The sequence below is a fragment of the Nocardia sp. NPDC051981 genome, assembly GCF_040680715.1.
Lineage (GTDB): Bacteria > Actinomycetota > Actinomycetes > Mycobacteriales > Mycobacteriaceae > Nocardia.
On the sequence record NZ_JBFAXK010000030.1, the window covers coordinates 45309 to 62638 of the forward strand.

General features: G+C 67.9%; 19 protein-coding genes (1 of these 19 only partly in view). 9 read left to right on the forward strand and 10 right to left on the reverse strand.

Going from position 1 to position 17330, the window contains the following annotated elements; all coding sequences use genetic code 11:
* The 7 genes from AB0L60_RS35555 to AB0L60_RS35585 form a co-directional block, all read right to left on the reverse strand.
* Positions 1 to 910, reverse strand: partial view of a condensation domain-containing protein gene (locus tag AB0L60_RS35555; RefSeq protein ID WP_364623538.1) — the start only. Its footprint begins 3491 nt before the window's first position; only the first 910 of its 4401 coding nucleotides appear in the window; it begins with the start codon at positions 908 to 910; its stop codon lies beyond the left edge, outside the window.
* Entirely contained in the window at positions 907 to 2739 is a 1833-nt protein-coding gene (locus AB0L60_RS35560) for an amino acid adenylation domain-containing protein (protein WP_364623541.1), read from the reverse strand. The genes AB0L60_RS35555 and AB0L60_RS35560 overlap by 4 nt, the downstream gene beginning before the upstream one ends.
* Entirely contained in the window at positions 2736 to 3761 is a 1026-nt protein-coding gene (locus AB0L60_RS35565; protein WP_364623544.1) for an HAD-IIIC family phosphatase, read from the reverse strand. Before AB0L60_RS35565 ends, AB0L60_RS35560 begins: the two co-directional genes overlap by 4 nt.
* On the reverse strand, positions 3761 to 4741 hold the full coding sequence (locus AB0L60_RS35570) for a 3-oxoacyl-ACP synthase (RefSeq protein ID WP_364623547.1): 981 nt from the start codon (positions 4739 to 4741) through the stop codon (positions 3761 to 3763). Before AB0L60_RS35570 ends, AB0L60_RS35565 begins: the two co-directional genes overlap by 1 nt.
* On the reverse strand, positions 4738 to 5835 hold the full coding sequence (locus AB0L60_RS35575; RefSeq protein WP_364623549.1) for an acyl-CoA dehydrogenase family protein: 1098 nt from the start codon (positions 5833 to 5835) through the stop codon (positions 4738 to 4740). Before AB0L60_RS35575 ends, AB0L60_RS35570 begins: the two co-directional genes overlap by 4 nt.
* On the reverse strand, positions 5832 to 6110 hold the full coding sequence (locus AB0L60_RS35580) for an acyl carrier protein (RefSeq protein ID WP_364623551.1): 279 nt from the start codon (positions 6108 to 6110) through the stop codon (positions 5832 to 5834). Before AB0L60_RS35580 ends, AB0L60_RS35575 begins: the two co-directional genes overlap by 4 nt.
* A gap of 678 nt (positions 6111 to 6788) precedes the next feature.
* A complete protein-coding gene (locus AB0L60_RS35585; RefSeq protein ID WP_364623554.1) occupies positions 6789 to 7211 on the reverse strand; it encodes a hypothetical protein in 423 nt (140 codons plus the stop codon).
* Positions 7212 to 7305: 94 nt separating this feature from the next.
* On the opposite strand from AB0L60_RS35585, the gene AB0L60_RS35590 reads away from it, so the two are divergent.
* Together AB0L60_RS35590 and AB0L60_RS35595 are read left to right on the forward strand one after the other, a co-directional pair.
* Positions 7306 to 8535: a saccharopine dehydrogenase NADP-binding domain-containing protein gene (locus AB0L60_RS35590; RefSeq protein ID WP_364623557.1), complete on the forward strand. Its 1230-nt coding sequence runs from the start codon at positions 7306 to 7308 to the stop codon at positions 8533 to 8535.
* 14 nt (positions 8536 to 8549) lie between these two features.
* Entirely contained in the window at positions 8550 to 8804 is a 255-nt protein-coding gene (locus AB0L60_RS35595) for a hypothetical protein (RefSeq protein WP_364623559.1), read from the forward strand.
* A 1-nt stretch (position 8805) separates the two neighbouring features.
* Here AB0L60_RS35595 and AB0L60_RS35600 read toward each other — a convergent pair whose 3' ends face one another.
* Entirely contained in the window at positions 8806 to 9291 is a 486-nt protein-coding gene (locus AB0L60_RS35600; RefSeq protein ID WP_364623561.1) for a VOC family protein, read from the reverse strand.
* A gap of 9 nt (positions 9292 to 9300) precedes the next feature.
* Here AB0L60_RS35600 and AB0L60_RS35605 point away from each other — a divergent pair, with 9 nt between their 5' ends.
* From AB0L60_RS35605 to AB0L60_RS35630, 6 genes are all read left to right on the forward strand, one after another.
* Positions 9301 to 9828: a MarR family transcriptional regulator gene (locus tag AB0L60_RS35605; protein ID WP_364623564.1), complete on the forward strand. Its 528-nt coding sequence runs from the start codon at positions 9301 to 9303 to the stop codon at positions 9826 to 9828.
* Between the two features lie 58 nt (positions 9829 to 9886).
* A complete protein-coding gene (locus AB0L60_RS35610; RefSeq protein WP_364623567.1) occupies positions 9887 to 10303 on the forward strand; it encodes a hypothetical protein in 417 nt (138 codons plus the stop codon).
* Complete coding sequence (locus tag AB0L60_RS35615; protein ID WP_364623570.1) at positions 10300 to 11544, forward strand: lipase family protein; 1245 nt, start codon at positions 10300 to 10302, stop codon at positions 11542 to 11544. Before AB0L60_RS35610 ends, AB0L60_RS35615 begins: the two co-directional genes overlap by 4 nt.
* A gap of 142 nt (positions 11545 to 11686) precedes the next feature.
* Positions 11687 to 12492 (forward strand): IS5 family transposase gene (locus AB0L60_RS35620; protein ID WP_364623692.1). Its coding sequence is split into 2 segments (ribosomal slippage): positions 11687 to 12028 and positions 12031 to 12492, totalling 804 coding nucleotides; the frame shifts between segments, so codons are not numbered across the junction.
* Between the two features lie 236 nt (positions 12493 to 12728).
* Complete coding sequence (locus AB0L60_RS35625; protein ID WP_364623573.1) at positions 12729 to 13019, forward strand: hypothetical protein; 291 nt, start codon at positions 12729 to 12731, stop codon at positions 13017 to 13019.
* 4 nt (positions 13020 to 13023) lie between these two features.
* Positions 13024 to 13791: a hypothetical protein gene (locus tag AB0L60_RS35630; RefSeq protein WP_364623576.1), complete on the forward strand. Its 768-nt coding sequence runs from the start codon at positions 13024 to 13026 to the stop codon at positions 13789 to 13791.
* A gap of 630 nt (positions 13792 to 14421) precedes the next feature.
* On the opposite strand, the gene AB0L60_RS35635 is transcribed toward AB0L60_RS35630, so the two are convergent.
* Complete coding sequence (locus tag AB0L60_RS35635; protein WP_364623579.1) at positions 14422 to 15786, reverse strand: serine hydrolase domain-containing protein; 1365 nt, start codon at positions 15784 to 15786, stop codon at positions 14422 to 14424.
* 8 nt (positions 15787 to 15794) lie between these two features.
* The gene (locus tag AB0L60_RS35640; protein WP_364623582.1) at positions 15795 to 16043 is read right to left on the reverse strand and encodes a hypothetical protein; all 249 of its coding nucleotides are present in this window, start codon (positions 16041 to 16043) and stop codon (positions 15795 to 15797) included.
* A gap of 185 nt (positions 16044 to 16228) precedes the next feature.
* Between AB0L60_RS35640 and AB0L60_RS35645 the strand changes: the two genes are divergently transcribed.
* A complete protein-coding gene (locus AB0L60_RS35645) occupies positions 16229 to 17158 on the forward strand; it encodes a helix-turn-helix domain-containing protein (RefSeq protein WP_364623585.1) in 930 nt (309 codons plus the stop codon).
* The last annotated feature ends 172 nt before the right edge of the window (positions 17159 to 17330 follow it).

Genomic DNA, 17330 nt, shown 5'->3' on the forward strand with positions numbered 1-17330 from the left:
CGGCGTCACGGGGATCGGCGCCGGCCTTGCGCCAGGCGCGCGCGATGACCCGGGCCTGTGCGGCGGCGCTGGGGGTGCTGATGGTTGCGGCGGCATGGCCGTTGTGCAGGACGGCGCTGCCCCGGATGACCGCGTAGACCGGAGCACGGTCGGCGCGGGCACGCTCGAGCGTGGTCAGCAGCAGCGCCGCACCGCCTTCGCCGGGGACAGTGCCGTCGGCGTCGGCGTCGAAGGCACGGACCCGGCCGCTCGGTGAGGCGATCTCGGTCATGGTCTGTCCGGCCCAGGCCGGAGCGCCGTGCGCGCGGACGCTGACCCCGCCGGCCAGTGCGTAGTCGGCTTCGCCGCTGCGCAATTCGCGGCAGGCGTGGTGGACGGCGATGAGAGAGGCGTTGCAGCCGCTGTCGACGGCGTAGCAGGGGCCGTCGAAGCCGAGCAGGTGTGCGATGCGGGCCGGGACGCCGAAGGGCAGATTGCCCAGCATGGCGAGGGGGCCCGGGTCGACGGCCATGGCGTGATAGCTGGGCATGGGCGCGCTGAACACCACCGCGGTGGTGGCCGCCCGCAGGGTGGCGGGTGCGTAGCCGGCATCCTCGATGGCGCGGTGCGCCAGCTCCAGGGCGATCCGCTGCTGCGGATCCATCAGGGCCGCTTCGCGTTTGGACAGACCGAAGAACGCGTAGTCGAAGGTGTGGATATCGGCGAGGTGCCCCATGGGCAGATACCGGACGCGGCGGTCCAGGGCGGTCGCCGAGGCGCGAGACTCCGGCATGGGGCCGATCGAATCCCTTCCGGCGGCGAGGTTCTCGCGGAACTCGTCGAGGTTCGCCGCGTCCGGGAAGCGCGCGCCGATGCCGATGACGGCGATGTCGCCGTCGCGTGGTGCGGGTGCGGTCACGATGTCCTTCACACTTCGAATGCCAGGGGAACGTCCGCCGGTGCGGCGGGCTGTAACAGGTCGGCGGGCAGTGCGGCCGCCTGCGCGGCCACGGTGTCCAGATCGAACAGCAGGCCCACCGAGATGGCGTCCGGCCAGCGCGCCTGCAGGCGCATGTGCAGCGCGACCACGCGGTGGGAGTTGCCGCCCACGTCGAGAAAGCGGTCCGCGCGATCGAATTCGTCGTGCAGCAGCACCTCCGACCAGATCTCGCCGAGGGCACGCTCGGTCTCGGTCCAGTCGTCCCGCGACACCGCCTGCCGGACCGTGGAACCGGTCAGCAGCGCGCGCAGCGCCGCCTCGTCGAGCTTGCTGCTGCCGGGCGTGATGGGAAGGGCATCGACGGTCACGAACCGTGCCGGAACCGCTTCCGGCACGAGGTGTTCGGCGCAGAATCCGGCCAACGCGCTCGATGCGGGCGTGGTCGCCGTGGTGTCCAGCGGCACCCAGAAGGCGGCCAGGTACACCGAGTCGTCGACATCGGTGACGGGCAGCACGACCGCTTCACGCACGGCGGGATGGTCTTCCAGCACCGCCTCCACCGCGCCGCGTTCGATCCGCACGCCACGGACCTTCACCTGATTGTCGACCCGGCCGTGGAATTCGATATCTCCGTTCGCGTCCGCGAGGGCGAGGTCGCCGGTGCAGTACATGCGAGCACCCGGTTCGGTGGCGAAGGGGTCGGCCACGAATCGAGTCGCGGTCAGTCCGGGACGGGCCGCGTAACCGTCGGCGATCTGCCCGCCACCGAGGTACAGGTCGCCGCGAGTGCCGCGGCGCACGGGGCGCAGCTTGTCGTCCAGCAGGTGAGCCGTCGTGCCCGCGGCCGGCTTTCCCATCGGGACGACCCGCAGCGGCGTATCCGCGACGTACGGGCCGATGCAGGTGATCGTCGCCTCGGTGGGACCGTATTCGTTGTGCAGCGCCACGGCGGGCAGTACTTCGCGGTGCTCGTCCACCAGGCGCGGCGGGACCGCCTCCCCCGCCAGGATCACCGTTCGCAGCGTCGGCCGCAGCTCGGCCAGCCGCGGCAGCGCCAGTCGATAGAACGACGGTGTCGCGATGAAATGTGAAACACCCCGGCTGCGAGCGAGTTCGGCGACGGCGTCGACATCTCGCACCATCCGGAAATCGGGAAACACGCTTGTGCCGCCGACCGCGAGCGGCCAGACCACACCCAGCAGGGAACCGTCCCAGATCAGCCGCAGGGCCGAGAAGGTGACCAGCGCACCGTCGGTGTGCGCATTGTCCCGGGACCCGATCTGGGTGGCGAGGTTGGCACGGGACACGACCACCGCCTTCGGAACACCGGTCGAGCCGGAGGTGGTGATCGCATAGGCCGGGGCGAGCCGCGACGGCGGGCCGGGCAGCGGGATCTCGGGTGGATCCACCGGCACTGCGATGTCGATCACCGCCGGACCATTCGTCGCGTCCGCCAGCGCCGTCGCCGCCTCGCCCGGAGTGAGCGGATCCCGGCCATCGATGATCACCGCGGCACAGTCCAGTGCCTCCAGCACCGCGCCGAGCGACGACTCGCCGCCGTGGCCGGGTTCGATGACACACCAGGCCGCGGCGGTGCGCAGGGCCGCGATCATGCCGATCACGGTGTCCAGGTTCTGCCGCTGGTAGACGACGACCGTCTGACCGGGCCGCACCCCGGCCACGAGCAGGCGGCGTGCGAGAGCCATTGTCGCGGTGTCCAGTTCGCGGTAGGTGAGCGACCGATCCCCGACCACGACCGCGAGACGATCGGGCACCCGCTCGAACTGGCACATCAGGCCGCCGAGCAGATCCACGCTCATCGGACCACCTCGACATGGCCGGTGCCGCCGATGTTCTCGGCGGGCACGGTGCACACGAGCAGGATGCGATCGCCGTCCTTCTCGGCCACTTCGAACCCGGCGAAGCGCAGGGTCACGAGCATGACCCGATTCCGTGGTGTGGCGACGAATTCCGCCGCAGGCCGCAAACCGGCCGTGTGGGCCCGGCGCACCACCTCGGCGATGAGAGTCGTGCCGACGCCGCGCGACATGACACGACAGGACATGAGCAGCAGGAGCAGAACCGCATCGGGGCCGCGCCGTTCGGTCACTGCCAGCCCGATCGTGCCGTAGCCGCCGAAGCGGTCGGTCAGGGAAGCGACGAGCACCTCGTGACGCGGGGACGCGCACAATGCCCGCAGCTCGTCCATGTCGAAGGTGACGCCGGTGGTGTTGAGCTGGTGGGTGCGTTCGGTCAGCTCGTGTGCGCGCACCAGATCCGCCTCGGTCGCCTCGCCGACGGTCATGACCAGATCCAGCGAGGCCAGGAAATCCGCGTCCGAGCCGCTGAATTCGGCTTCGGATGTTTTGCGCTCCCGTTCCGCGCGATACAGCAACCGGCGCTGCTGTGCCTCGGATGTCGTTGTGGCCGGTATGAATTCGGGAAGGTCGGGGAGTTCCGCGATCCGGTCGGCCGGATAGCATCGGACCTCCGGGAAGGCGGCGGCCACCTCGGCCAGCTCGGCCGGATCGTTGTCGACGAAGGCGATCGTGTCCCGGCCGATATTGAGGGATTCGGCGATCCGGCGAATGGCCTCCGACTTGGGTCCCCAGCTGATCTCGAAGGCCGAGAACATCTCCTCGATACCATGCTTACGCAAATGTGCTGTGGCAACGTCCGGTTCGCCACGGCTTGCGACGGCATGCAGGATGCCGCGTTCATCCAGTGTCCGGATTGCATGCAGCGCTTCCGGTTTCGGTGTGCCGCCGTCCGACTCCAGCACAACGCCGGGCCACACCGTATCGTCGAGATCCCACACCAGGCATTTCACTGTCGCCGCCATTACACCCTCCGTAGCAGGCCGGCGCTCCACGCGGCGACCGGGCTGCTGTTCAACAGCAGCGCGTATGCACCGGGTGCACGGGTGGCCGCGGCAGCATCCAGATTGATCATCATGTCCATCGAGCCCAGGTGGCCGTAGGCCGCGAGATTGGTCCGGCAGACCTTGTCGACCGGGCGATCCAGCGCCTCCTCCCAGAAGGCGAAGGCGCCGGCCGACAGGTTCTGCATGAGGATCGGTCCCACCTCACTGTCTTGAATGCCATTGCGTCGCAGCAGTTCCGGAATAATGGCGTCGAATCGCTTCTTGCTCTCGACCGCGAGCCGGAACGAGTAGGTGGACTCGTCCGCGCACACCTCGGCCCAGTCGCCGGAGCCGATATCGCGGTAGTCGATGTGGAACAGGTCCGCGTATTTGCCTTCGCTGCGCACGATCTGGTCGACGAACTCCCAGCGGCCGGGGCCGGAGGTGGTGACCAGCAGTGCGGCCGCACCATCACCGAGCAATGTCATGGGGGCGCGGTATCGATTCCGGGTGGGCGTCCTGGCGGCTGTGACCACCAGGACATTGCGGCAGTGGGCATCCGCGCGAACCAGGCTCGCCGCGAGAGTCAGTGCGGCGGAGACGGATACGCAGCCGAGGTCCCCGGCCGCCGTGGTGAAGGCGCGGGCCGCGCCGATCCGGTGTTGCAGCCGGGTCGCTTCCGAGGCGAGCAGGTACTGCGGCGCGCGGCCGGTGACCAGAATCAGCGCGTCCAACTCGGCGGCCGCGAGACCGGCCTCGTCCAGCGCCGCGCGCGCCGCCTCGGCGGCGAGATCGACCTCGGTCATGCCGTCAGCGGTGCGCACCGTGTCGATGCCCAGGGCCAGAGCGTGTTCCCGGCGGTTCGTGGGCAAGTCGGCCAACTCCGCCAGCGTGGCGACCGCGGCGATCCGGTCCGGGAACCAGGTCGCGACCGGACCCAGTAGCACGCGTTCGTTCATGATCGCGCACCCCGCATGGCGTGCTCGCCCATGGCCACCTCGGCGACCTCCTGTGCTCCCTCGATGATCTGCATGACTTTGGCGTCGCGATAGAAGCGGCCGATCCGGCTGTCCGGTTCGCAGCCCGCCGCGCCGAGTACCTGCACGGCCCGTTCGCTGACCGCCGCCGCGACACCGGCGGCGGCGTATTTGGCGGCAATCGTGAAGATCAGCGCCTGGGGCGATCCCGCGATCCGGGCATCGGCCGCGCGTTCGCAGAGGGCTTGCGCACCTTCCACATCCGCCCAGCAGCGGCCGAGCGTGGCGCGGATCAGCTGATGTTCGGCCAGCGCGGTGCCGCCCTGGACGCGGGTGGCCGCATGGGCGGCCGCATCGCCGAGGCAGGCGCGGGCCAGCCCGACACCACCCCAGGCGACGGTGTAGCGGCCGTGATCCAATGCGGTGCCGAGAACATGGGACAGCCCGAACCCCGGTGGTGCGATCAGTTGGGTGGCGGGTATGCGCACGCGGTCGAACCGGACGGTCGCCAGCCGCGCACCGCGCAACCCGAGACCGCTCTCGGCAGGTTCCACTCCGACCCCGGGCCGATCCCGATCCACCAGTGCGGCACACAGTCCGCCCGGCGCTCTACCGAGCACGAGGTAGACGTCCGCACGCTGACCGAAGGTCACCCACAGCTTGGTGCCGGACACCAGGATATCCGTGCCCTCGGGCTCGAAAGCCGTAGTGACAGCGGACAACTCGGTTCCGGCGCCGGCCTCGGTCCCCGCCAGCGCGGCGATGACCTCACCGGCGGTGAGCCGGGGCAGCCACGCCTCGCGCTGCGCGGCCGTACCCCACCGATCCACCGCGGCGGCCACCATGCCGTGCACGGTCACCAGCGAACGCAGGCTGGTGCACGCGTGCCCGAGCGTCGCGGCCAATCGCCCGAGCTCCCGCGCATCGAGCTCCGCACCACCGAAGCACGCGGGCCGATCCGCTCCCAGCAGCCCGTTCCGAGCCGCAAGCTCGATCATCTCGTCGGGCAGACCGTCCCGATCCCACCGTGCCGCATCGCGGGTCGCAGCCTGCACGAGGTCGTCCACTTCGATCACGAGTGGCTGTCCCCGCCCAGCTTGCGGACAACGAAGGCCGCCGCACGCGCGGCACTCCGAAAGTTGTCGAGCTCGAGATCATCGACGTCGACCGAGATCCCGTAGGTGCTCTCCACGTGCACGACAATCTCCAGCGCCCGCAGTGAATTCACCAGCCCGAGCGCGAAAATGTCGTCCTCCGGCGCCAATTCGATCTCGGCCATCGACCCGAAGTAGGCCAGCAACTCCTGCGTCAGCTCCGCCCAATGCCACACGCCCCGCGCCAGATCCTCCACCAACACTCCCTCTCAACGACCTCTCACGGCGAGCACGTCAACCCGTCCTCCCGCGTAGACCACGACACCATCGCGGCTTTTCCCGGACAAGCCCCGGGTTTCACGGGCGGACCGGCACGGAGGCCACGCAGAAGGCTTCGAGTCCTGCCTCGCGCACACCTTCGCGGCATGCGTGCCACTTCTGACGGACCGGTGTTCGAGTGCACGGGAACACACGGAAGGCTAACCAGTGGCAATCACTGATGTGCTGCACAAACTCCTGGCGCGAACGCCAGGTTCCAGCGCCCTCGACACCCGGGCTCGTGGCGTACGGGGGCCTCCGATGATCGCCCCCGTCGTCCCGCCCCACGCTCCATTGCACGAGTTGCTCCACGGGCAGCCGACTCGGCCCGTTCCGGCCGGAACCAGCAACGAAGATGTCATCTACGGCGTGTCGACCGTCGGCGCCGGCGGCTGGATCCTCGATCGGCGGACAGCGTGGACCGGTGCGAGAACCAGCGTGGTGAGCAGATGTCGGATTTCGTTGCGGGTCAACGTAATCAGGCCGGTGGAGAGCGTGCCGGTGCGGTGGGCGACAGCCCGAACGCATCGAACACGGTTGGGTGCTCCCCATCGGCCGAACCTGATGGTTCGCCAGGAAGGACCGAAGCGGCGGGGCCAGCTCCATCGGGGCGGGCATCAGCGAGCAGTGGGTAGCGATCTCGCTAATCGGCACAACGACAGCGCGCCGATCGCGCCGGAGGAGATCGTGAGTGTGAACCACAGCCACTGCCAGGTCGGTGGCAACGGAATCAGCACGATCGTGACCAGCGAATAGAGCAGGGCGGCGCGGCGTAGTCGGCGCTCGCTCGCCAATTGTCGCCGTAACCGGGCATCTCTGGTCACCGACCGCGCCTGGTTACCGCCGCCTGCCACCAGCTGCCGCCACGTGTGCAGTGTGAGCAGGCACGAGCCCAGCAGGAACGCGAGACCGAGGAGTTGGGTCCACTCCGGCGCACGCGGCACGCCCGGATGAGCGAAGGGGACGGTGACGAGCGCCAGCACCTGCGCGGCCGTCGCCTCGAGCGCGCGGCGCCGGCTCATCGGGTCCAGGTGTTGCATCGGCCAGACCCGGTTCACGAGCGCTGCTGGCGGAAAGCATCTCACGATATCTATCATTCTCCATACGATCGTTTCAGATATGATAGGAGACCTGATGAAGGTACTGGCATTGGGCGGACCCGGCGCGATGGGAGCCGTGGCCGTGCGCACCGCGGCGCGGCTACCTGGCATCGACGAGATAGTGGTGGCCGACCGCGATCTCGGTGCGGCCCAACGGTTCGCCGCGGCCGCAGCCGCCGCGGGCCTCTCGATCCGCGCGCGGCACGTCGACGTCACCGATCCGACCGTCCTGCGCGATGCCCTGCGCGACGCCGACGTCGTGCTCAATACCGTTGGCCCGTATTACCGATTCGGCCTGCCAGTGCTGGAGGCCGCGATCGAAACCGGCACGCACTATCTCGACCTGTGCGACGACTGGGAGCCGACGCTGCGGATGCTCGACCTCGACGCCGCCGCGCGGGAGGCGGGTGTCTGCGCCGTCATCGGAATGGGCGCGAGCCCCGGGATCAGCAATCTGCTCGCCGTCGTCGCGGCCCGCGAACTGGATTCCGTCGAGGACTTCTACACCGCCTGGCCGGTCGATGTGCCGGCGGGCCACACGGAGTCCTTGCCGCGCAACGGCAATGGCGGACATCCGCCGGCCGCGGTGGTGCACTGGATGGAACAGATCAGCGGAACCATCGCCGTCATCGGCGCCGGCCGGTTGACCCACGAGTCCCCGCTGCGGCCGGTGCCCCTCGACCTGCCCGGCGGCCGGCGCGGTACCGGCTACACGGTCGGACACCCCGAACCCGTGACCCTCCAGCGCATGCTGCAGCCCTCGGGCGCGGCGGCAACCCTCATGATCGTCACGCCGGGCACCGCGGCATTTCTCGACGTGCTGCGTCGCGATATCGACACCGGAAAGCTGACCAACGAGACCGCCGCCGCGGAAATGATGAAACCCGGTCTGCTGCGCGGCATCCGGTCCCTGCTCGCGGCGGGACGGTTCCGCTCCCCCGAGACGTTGCCGCTGTTCTTCGCCGCGGTCCGCGGCAGCCGTGACGGACTATCGCAACTGGTCCTGGCCCGCGTAGCCGACGATTCCGCCTCCGGTGCACCGCTTTTCATCGACGATATGAGCCGCGCGACCGGAATCCCGCTGGCACTGGGCCTATCCCAGGTCATCGACGGCACCGCACGCCGGCCGGGCGTCCATCCCCCGGAAGCCGTGATCGACCCGGACCGCTTCTTCCGCGACCTGCGCCCCCATCTCGGAGACATCGGCGACGGTCCCGCCGTGGTCGTCGAACGAGTATCCCGCACCGCCGCGTCCACGCGCTGACCTCAGGAGCACCCATGTCCACCACACCCGGCAAGATCCGCCTTCGCCGTGCCCTCGGCACCGGATTCCTCGGAGCAGCACTGCTTTTCGGATCGGCCCCGGCATCCGCCGACCCCGGCGATCAGAGCCCGACCCCGCCGGGCCCGTCGGCCGGATCCAGCCCGCCGCAGTTGTCGCACGGCGGCGACGTCAACCCGCCCACATGGAAACGCCTACCCCGCGCCGATGGGCACGGCTGGGTCGTGTGCCGCCCGCGAGCCCGGTGCTGAGTCACCCCAATTCCTGGGGACTACGCATGCGAGCCTCGGCGAACCCGTTCGACGGGTTGGTGTAGATCCTCACGCAAAGTCCATCGGGGGTGCGGAATTCGATCAGGTGTCCGATGAATCCAGTGAGGATGGGTGAGTGCTCGATGCCGACCGCGTCGAGATGGGCCACCCAGGCCCGCAGGTCCTCGATCCCGTCGACGCCGAGGGTGACCGGATCGAAGCCCGCGATCGCGGTGGCCGCCACCGGATTCAGGCGCAATTCCACCGGGATCGCGACGCCGGGCAGCAGCATGATGACGCCGAACAGGGTGCCGTCGGGATGGCGGTGGTCGAAGCTCTCCACTCGTCGCGCGCCGAGCGCGGTCTCGAACCAGGCGATGCCGGTCGGCAGATCGGACACGGGCAGCTTCAGATGGTGCACACCGGCGAGACAGGGGGCCACGGCGATCTCGTTTCGACTTTGACGGAACAGATAGTTAGGTGCCATATTAAATCCATGGCGATGGATCCGGACGACGATCTCGTGGCTCCCACCCTGGAACAGGCGCGATCGCAGATCCGGCGCTACAGCCTCGAAGACGACATCGACCCGCAGGTCGTGCTCGTCGCCGTGCGGCTGCTGGCCACCGGTACCAGGCTCACCCAGGCGACCGAGGCGCATTTCGCGCGATTCGGACTCTCGGCCGGACGCTACCGCCTGCTCGCCGCACTGGAGGACGCCGAGGGCGAGCTGGCGCCCTCACAGCTGGCAGCCGTGCTCGGCGTCACGCGCGCAACGGTTACCGGGCTCATCACCGGCCTGGAACAGCAGGGACTGGTCTGCCGCCGCGCCTCGGCGGAGGACGGCCGTGCCGTGATGGTGGTGCTCACCGCACGCGGCGCACGGAAGCTGCGCGACACGGCTCCCGAGCATTTCGGCCGCCTGCAGGCCATGGCCGGCGCGCTCACCGCGCAGGAGCGCGCCACCTTCCTCGACCTACTCGAACGCATCGGCCGGGGCATCGGCGCACTCGCGGCGGACTGAGCGCGAAAAATTACCTCCCGGCACTTCGCGCCGACCATATAGTTAGGTAGCTAATCACGTGCATACAACGGTCGCGCCGCCCAGATTCGCGCTGTGGCGGGAAGTCCTGTTCGCCTACCTGGCGCCGGCGTTGAGCGCGGGAGTGGGCGGATTGCTCACCGGCAGGACCGAACTGGCGCTGGCGGCGCTGACATCGATCGCGGGCACATCCGCGGTCGTCGCCTTCCTGCTCGGACTCTGGCTTCGGCACCGGGGAGCCCGGTGGACGTGGCCGCGGCGGGTGCCGCCGGCCGCGCTCGCGGCGGGGTTCGCGCTCGCAGCCGCCGCCTTCGGAGGGCTGATCGCCCAATTACTTTCCTGCACACCATGGTTCCCCGATCGCATTCGCATCGATTTCCCGATCGCCGCCGCCCTGGCCGCCGCGATCATCACGTGGCGCTGGTGTGCCATCCGCCGAAAGGACGACTACCGATGACATCCCACGCTTCCCCCGATCGCCGTGCCCGAGCGCTCCGGCTCGCCGCCGCGACGTTGATTTCGGCCACACTGGCCATCGGCGGTCCGGGCACCGCCGCCGCGGAGGCCCCCGCGGGTCTCGACTTCTACACGCCCGCAGCCGATCTCGTTCCCGGCCCGCACGGATCGGTGATCTGGTCCCGTTCGCTCACTGGTGACCCGGGCCTGGAACGCGCACGCAATAGCCTGGTCCTGTACCGCTCGGTCGATGCGAATGGGAACGACGTGCCGGTCTCAGGCACCGTGTCCGTCCCCGAGGGCACTCCCCCGCCGGGCGGCTGGCCGCTCATCTCGTGGGCGCACGGCACCACCGGTATCGCCGACGGTTGCGCGCCGTCCCGTGACACCGGCCCGGACTATCCCTCGCACGGCTACACCTCCCGCGTGCGCATCGTCCAGCAGCGACTGCTCGACGCCGGATACGCGGTGGCGCAAACCGATTACCAGGGTTTGGGCACCCCCGGCCGGCACGGCTATCTCATCGGTGTGACCGAGGCCCGCGCGATCGCCGACATGGCGCTGGCCGCCCGCGAGATCGCCCCCGAGATCGGCGCCCGCTGGGCGACCATCGGCCATTCCCAGGGCGGCCAGGCGGCCGTCTTCACCGCCGCGCTCGGCCAGGAGTGGGCCCCGCAACTGCGCTTCGCCGGCGCCGTGGCGATCGCTCCCGGCAGCAATTCCCGTGCGCGCCTGGAGATCCTGCGTGCCGCGTCCGCCGCCGGCCCGGCCGCGAATCGCCTCGCCCCGCCGGGCGCACTGGCTTTCCTCCCACTGCTCGTCGAGGGCGCCCGCACCGCCGCTGACATCGACCCCGCCCGCTTCCTGACTCCGGAGGCCATCGCCCGCCTACCGTTGGCGCACGACTACTGCATCGGCGATCTGATGGAACCCGATCAATGGGGCGACCTCACACCCCAGCAGGTGATGCAACCGACCGCGGACCTGTCCCAGCTGTCCCCGATCCTCGACCAGAACGAGCCCGGCACAGCCCATTTCGACCGGCCCCTACTGGTCATGCAGGGCCGCCGCGACACCATCGTCCTCCCCCTGGGCACCGACGCGACCGTCACCGCCCTGCTCGCCGGCGGCCAACCGGTCGATTACCACACCACCGAATACGCGACCGACGACCACTACACCATCCTCGACAACGGCTACCCGGCCCTCCTCGCATGGACCAACACCCGCTTCGACCGCTGACAACAAAAAAGACCGGTCACCACGGTGAATGTGGTGACCGGCCATTTGAGTGGTCCTAAGACCGTGTCTCACGTCGTTGTGATCCGTTCACGGCGCGTCGGAATGCGGTGTGCCGCATGATGTTCGATTCGTGACCGACGAGTTGTCGAAACGCCTTGTCCCGGACGAGTTGTGGGCTCTGGTCGAGCCGTTGATCCCGAAGTTCGAGCCGCGTCCCCAAGGCGGCGGTACCGCCCCGGTCGAGGATCGGGCGGTGTTCACCGCCGTGGTGTTCGTGCTGACCAGCGGCTGTGCGTGGCGGATGCTGCCGCCGTCGTTCGGGGTCACCGTGCCCACGGCGCATCGCCGCTTCACCGGCTGGACCGAGGCGGGGCTGTGGCGGCGTCTGCATTGTGCGGTGCTCGACGAGCTGGGCAGCCGCGGCTTGATCGACTGGTCGCGGGTGGTGATCGACGCGGCATCGGTGCGGGCGAAAAAGGGGGACCTTTGACCGGGCCGAGTCCGGTCGATCGGGGCAAACCGGGCTCGAAGATCCACGTGCTGTCCGAGCGCGCGGGAATCCCTGTGTCGGTGGGGGTTTCGGCGGCCAACACCAACGACATCGAGGCGCTGAAACCGTTGGTGAAGGCCGTGCCGGCGATCCGGTCGCGGCGCGGTCCACGCCGCCGCCGACCCGACAAGCTGCACGCCGACAAAGCATACGATTCCGCCGAATCGCGTCGTTGGCTGCGGGCGCGCGGGATCGTTGCTCGGATCGCCCGCAAGGGCATCGAATCCTCACAACGCCTCGGACGCCACCGCTGGCTGATCGAACGGACGATTTCCTGGCTGACCGGCTACCACCGGCTCAACATCCGCTACGACCGCAAGGCCACTCATTTTCTGGGGTTCCTCACCCTCGCCGCGGCCCTGACCTGCTACAAGAAACTCGCGAAATCGACCACGTGAGACACGGTCTAACCATGATCAATCCGAGCCACCCGACGGCAGCGGGCCCGAAACTCTGGGTCAAGCCGGTGGGCACTCGCCGGACATCTCGAGCTGGCGGTGGCCGCCAACGGGACCCGGTCAGAGGTCTGCGGTTAGTCGAACGTCCACGACCGCGGTGATGTCCGGCCCGGCGCCTGGCAGCGCTTTTCGCCACCGTTCAGGGTACTTGGGTACCATGGTTCCATGGAGGCACCATGACCACGCCAGCTACCGGCGCACCCAAGCGGCCAGCGCCCCTGAAGATCGACGCAACCACCGACGAACTCATCTCCCAGGCAGCCCACTTCCTCGGCATGACCAAGAAGGACTTCGTCGCCGAGGCTGCCCGCGTGTACCTGGAACAGAAGAGACAGGAGATCCGTCGCGGCATGATCGAGTCGATGAAAGTCCTCGACGGATCCCTCGGCGCCAGCGTCGCGATGCTGACCGGCCTATCCCCCCAGCAGATCGAAGAACTCGGAGGCGTCGGCGACTGGGAGGAATGAGACGATGACCGTGCGGCCGACACTGCGTTGCGTGCGCGAGGACCTGCGTCTTCCACTTCCTCCCGTCAACATCCCGCTGGACCTGATCGATCACCCGATCCTGGTCAAGGCGCGAGAACAGTTCGCCAACCCCGGCACTCCACACGAGCGCATCCGCGCCATCGACGACACAGTCCTGTTCAAGGTCAAGGTGAACCGTTGGCGAGGCGCCGTCTACCTCGACGAGCCGGACGCCGAGATTCCGGCATGGCTCGTCTGTGCCGGAACTCGCGAAGACGGTTCCGCCAACGACTTCTACACAGCCCTGCAGCATCAATGCCAGAACGCTCGACAGCGCTACAACGCCGCAAACGACAAGTCACTCACTACCGATACCCATAGCCGACATTTCTTGCCGGACAACGACGATCACGACCGATACCGGCTCCAATCAGCCACCCGATTCGCGCGTCGATTGAACACGGCGATCGCCGAACTCGTCATCGGATCACTGCACGACGGCCACGAACACGCCGTCGATCTGGCCGGATTCCGCCTCGGCGTTCAGGTTCGCGCGGACCATGGCCACGAAGCCTATGTGGCCATCCGAATCACCGGCTCGGTCCCGCCCAACCTCATCGCCGTCATCCTGCATCGAGTCCCCGGCTGCGCACCCGATGGTTGGTTTCCCGAATCCTCCCTCCCCGAACGCGAACTCATGCCCGCCGAACAGGTCTGGTCCAACCTCATGGACCCCGAACAAGCCGCTCGGCTGCTGGCACGAGACGACTGACGCCGCGCCGCGGCGTTCTCCGTCGCCCGAGTCCCTCCGTGGTCGAACAGTGAGCGTGAACCGAGTTTCGCCGACAAGTTCGATGATCGTGCCGACTCCGGGTGCGACTGGCTCGTCCCACGTTTCGCGGCCAGGTGTATGACACCGTACGCAAGGTCCATTCCAAGCGAGTCATCCGTGGTTTGGAGCTGTTCCCCACGTATCTGGCGGCTGCGAAGTTCCTACTGCGTGTGCTGGCTCGAAGGAGCGACCAGCGTCGGCATGTCTCCGAGAAGACAGCACCGGAACCTGATCTGCGTCGCCAGTAAATCCAGCCTCGTGCCTCGGCCTACACGCCTACGCGGTCCAGTACAACGGCGAAGAGAACAAGGCCAACGACCAACCACACCAACGGCATAACCGCCACTCCATGTCCTGGGCTCGACGATACCCGGCGGACTGTTGCCGATCCGGACGCCGCGTCCTCGGCATTACGGTGCGCTCGGCCGGCCGCGGCCTGACGGGTCCGAACAGCCCCGTCAGCGGCTCGAGCGATCACTTTGGTCGAGTGAAGCCGCCGGATGGTGCCAAAGGCGAGGTTGAGGTGTCGAAACAGCCAGGGCGGCAGGGGTATTCAATCTCGTTCGGAGGTCATTTCAGTCGTGGGTTCACCCGGCAGTTGGTGTGGAGGAATCGGGCGGTGCCGTTGGTGAAGTCGTAGATAGCGACCGTCTGGGTGTCCTCCAATGGATCCGCCGGTGGCATCAGGAAATGTGTCTCGCTCACCGGGAGCAGCTTGTATCTGATGCGATCTGGCCTCTGTAGGAACTGTGCCTGCATCGGGTCGAGGACCAGGGTCAGGTACAGCGTTCCGCCTTCGACTGACACCTCGTAGCGTGCGCCGGGGCGCCCGTAGATGCCCTCGTATCTGGACAGGTCGAGTGTCAGCGTCGTGTCCGGTAGGGGCAGGTCCGTGATGGTGACCATGCCGAGGTCGGTCAGGATCTCGTTGAACACCTTGCGGTAGAAGCTTTCCCGCGGGCCGCCGTTGGTCAGCATGACGATGGCGGTGTTGGAGTCCGGCAGGAGCCGGAGCCTGGCGTTCTGACCGATCGTGCTGCCATCGGTGGCGTAGACGGTTTCGCCGTGCCAGTCACACACGATGAGCCCGAGCGCCCATTCCGGCCCGAACATGTAGGGATCCGGTACGGGTACCCGCGAGCGCATCATCTCCCGGATGCTTTCGGCCGAGACGATGCGCTTTCCGTTCGGCGCCATGCCCTCGTTGAGCAGGACGTGCGCCATCGTGAGCACTTCCCTGGTCGTGGAGGTGATGCCCCCGCCAGGGCCGAAGGCACGCGGCAGGTAGTCGATCGGGGTGAGGATGGGGCCCTCGTCCAGGGAACGGATCAGATGCCCTGTCGCGGCCCGGGTTTCGTCCACCTGCTCGCGCCGGCTGCTCGTACTGGTCAGGCCCATGGGATCGAAGAGGCGATCCCGCATGACATCGTCCCAGCGTTTGCCGTCGAGCACCTCCAGGATCCGCGCGAGAACGGCATAGCCCAGCGCCGCGCTGTAGCCATGGGTGTGACCGAGCGGGAACACTTGCGGCGCGTCGGTGATGTCGGCGACCATGCGCTCGTAGACGTCGTCGTCTTCGCCGGGATCGCCGTAGGCTTCCTCGATGCCGTTGGTGTGGTTGAGCAGGTGACGAGCAGTGACCTTGGCGCTCGTCTCGGGATCGGCCACGGTGAAACCGGGCAGGTAGGTCCGTACCGGTTCGTCCAGATCGGCTTTCCCCTCGTCGACGAGCTGCATGAAGGCCAGTGCGGTCCACGTTTTGGTCATGGAGCCGCATTGGTAGACGGTGTCGGGCATCGCGGGTTCCCCGGTTTCCACGTTTTTGACGCCGACCGCGAATTCGGCGATCTCTCCGTCGTGGAGCACACCGATCGCGGCGCTCGGGATTCCGTACTCCGCGAGCAGTGCGGTGACCCGGGCTTGAAGCCGTGCCATGTCGACTGTCATCGCGGGAGACCGACTGCGTTCGCGGCGTCTGCTTCGAAGTACTCCGTCCTGGCGTAGGCACCGGCGTGTGTCTCGAAGAAGTCCCGGACACCCTCGATCGAGTCGGCGGTGATGATGTTCACCGCCTTGGCGCCGTCCTTGCTCGCGACTGCCACCTTCCAGGTGGCGCCCTTGGGGAGCTTGGCGTGTGCCTTCTTCAGGCCACCCCAGAACTTGCCGTCGTCCGAAACGGTCGACACGGCCATCACGTGCATTGTCACGTCCTCTCTTTCCAGATGAGAAAAAGCTACGTTGCGTTTCAATCATCGTCAACGAAAGGCTGGACAAAATCCGAGATAGACGCCAATCATTGCAATAGAATTGTCAACAAATGCAACTATCTTGAGCTTGTCGTTGCAATGTACTGTGGATGAACGCAAGGACAGGAGGTATGCCGGTGCCAGGAGGCAGACTGACCCACACGGACCGCCGCCGCATCGCGGCGTGGCTGGCCGACGGGCTCGGGTACGCCGAGATCGGCCGCCGGCTCGGCCGACCGACCTCGACGATCAGTCGCGAGGTCGAACGCAACGGCACACCCGGCGACTACTCGGCCGAGCACGCGCAGCAGGCCGCTGGCGACCGCGCCCGCCGCCGCAAACCGGCCCGGCCCGCCGCATCCACGATCGATGCGCAGCCGTCCGCGGCGGTACGCGGCTTCGTGGACCGGTTCGCGACCCTGCTGGCCGCGACCGGCCTGCCCCGGATGACCGCGCGGGTGTTCGTCCGCCTGCTCACCGCCGACGCCGACGGGCTGACCGCAGCCGACCTGGTGCGCGAGCTACAGGTCAGTCCGGCGTCGGTATCCAAGTCCATCGGCTACCTCGAGGCCATGGAATTGGTGGTGCGCCAACCGGATTCGGGTGGTCGCCGCCAGCGGTACCTCATCGACGACGACGTCTGGCTCCGGGCCTGGCAGGCCGACACCGGCGCACACGGCGAGATAGCGATCGCCGCACAGCAGGGCATCGAGATCTTCGGTGCCGACACCACCCCTGGCGCCCGCCTCGCCAAGATGGGCCAGTTCTTCGCCCGGCTCAGCGAGCAGATGCGCGGCAGCCGCCTCGCCGAGACCCTCGGCTACGACGCACTGACCGTGCTCGCAGCCCTTGTCCACGCCCGTCGACCGCTCGACCTGAGCGCGCTGGCCATCGCGCTCGACTGGCCCCGGGACCGCACCATCGCAGCCCTCGACGCGATCCAACGTCAACCAGCTGTCGCTGATCCCTTCCTCCTGCAAGCCATCGGGCCCACGACGTACACCCTCACCACGAGACCCGACCGCCTGAGCCCGGCACAACGCGAAGCACTCGAGGAATGAGCAGGCGAGCTGCTTCAGTGCATCGTCGACTTCGGCGCGACGCCGCATGGAGCTTCAGCGACCGCGGAAAATCGCTCGCACATCGGCATCATGGCGCGTTCGGCCGGCCTCGGATGGCCACGGCCAGTTGATCTTCCGCCGATCCCCTTGCTGTCTCTACCAGTCGCCGGCG

What these genes read in the sequence shown, in the direction of transcription:
- AB0L60_RS35640 (WP_364623582.1), bottom strand. Translation starts at nt 16,043, where the DNA reads ATGGCCGTGTCGACCGTTTCGGACGACGGCAAGTTCTGGGGTGGCCTG.
- AB0L60_RS35595 (WP_364623559.1), top strand. Translation starts at nt 8,550, where the DNA reads ATGTCCACCACACCCGGCAAGATCCGCCTTCGCCGTGCCCTCGGCACC.
- AB0L60_RS35630 (WP_364623576.1), top strand. Translation starts at nt 13,024, where the DNA reads ATGACCGTGCGGCCGACACTGCGTTGCGTGCGCGAGGACCTGCGTCTT.
- AB0L60_RS35590 (WP_364623557.1), top strand. Translation starts at nt 7,306, where the DNA reads ATGAAGGTACTGGCATTGGGCGGACCCGGCGCGATGGGAGCCGTGGCC.
- AB0L60_RS35605 (WP_364623564.1), top strand. Translation starts at nt 9,301, where the DNA reads ATGGCGATGGATCCGGACGACGATCTCGTGGCTCCCACCCTGGAACAG.
- AB0L60_RS35645 (WP_364623585.1), top strand. Translation starts at nt 16,229, where the DNA reads ATGCCGGTGCCAGGAGGCAGACTGACCCACACGGACCGCCGCCGCATC.
- AB0L60_RS35635 (WP_364623579.1), bottom strand. Translation starts at nt 15,786, where the DNA reads ATGGCACGGCTTCAAGCCCGGGTCACCGCACTGCTCGCGGAGTACGGA.
- AB0L60_RS35570 (WP_364623547.1), bottom strand. Translation starts at nt 4,741, where the DNA reads ATGAACGAACGCGTGCTACTGGGTCCGGTCGCGACCTGGTTCCCGGAC.
- AB0L60_RS35625 (WP_364623573.1), top strand. Translation starts at nt 12,729, where the DNA reads ATGACCACGCCAGCTACCGGCGCACCCAAGCGGCCAGCGCCCCTGAAG.
- AB0L60_RS35600 (WP_364623561.1), bottom strand. Translation starts at nt 9,291, where the DNA reads ATGGCACCTAACTATCTGTTCCGTCAAAGTCGAAACGAGATCGCCGTG.
- AB0L60_RS35560 (WP_364623541.1), bottom strand. Translation starts at nt 2,739, where the DNA reads ATGAGCGTGGATCTGCTCGGCGGCCTGATGTGCCAGTTCGAGCGGGTG.
- AB0L60_RS35615 (WP_364623570.1), top strand. Translation starts at nt 10,300, where the DNA reads ATGACATCCCACGCTTCCCCCGATCGCCGTGCCCGAGCGCTCCGGCTC.
- AB0L60_RS35585 (WP_364623554.1), bottom strand. Translation starts at nt 7,211, where the DNA reads ATGCAACACCTGGACCCGATGAGCCGGCGCCGCGCGCTCGAGGCGACG.
- AB0L60_RS35565 (WP_364623544.1), bottom strand. Translation starts at nt 3,761, where the DNA reads ATGGCGGCGACAGTGAAATGCCTGGTGTGGGATCTCGACGATACGGTG.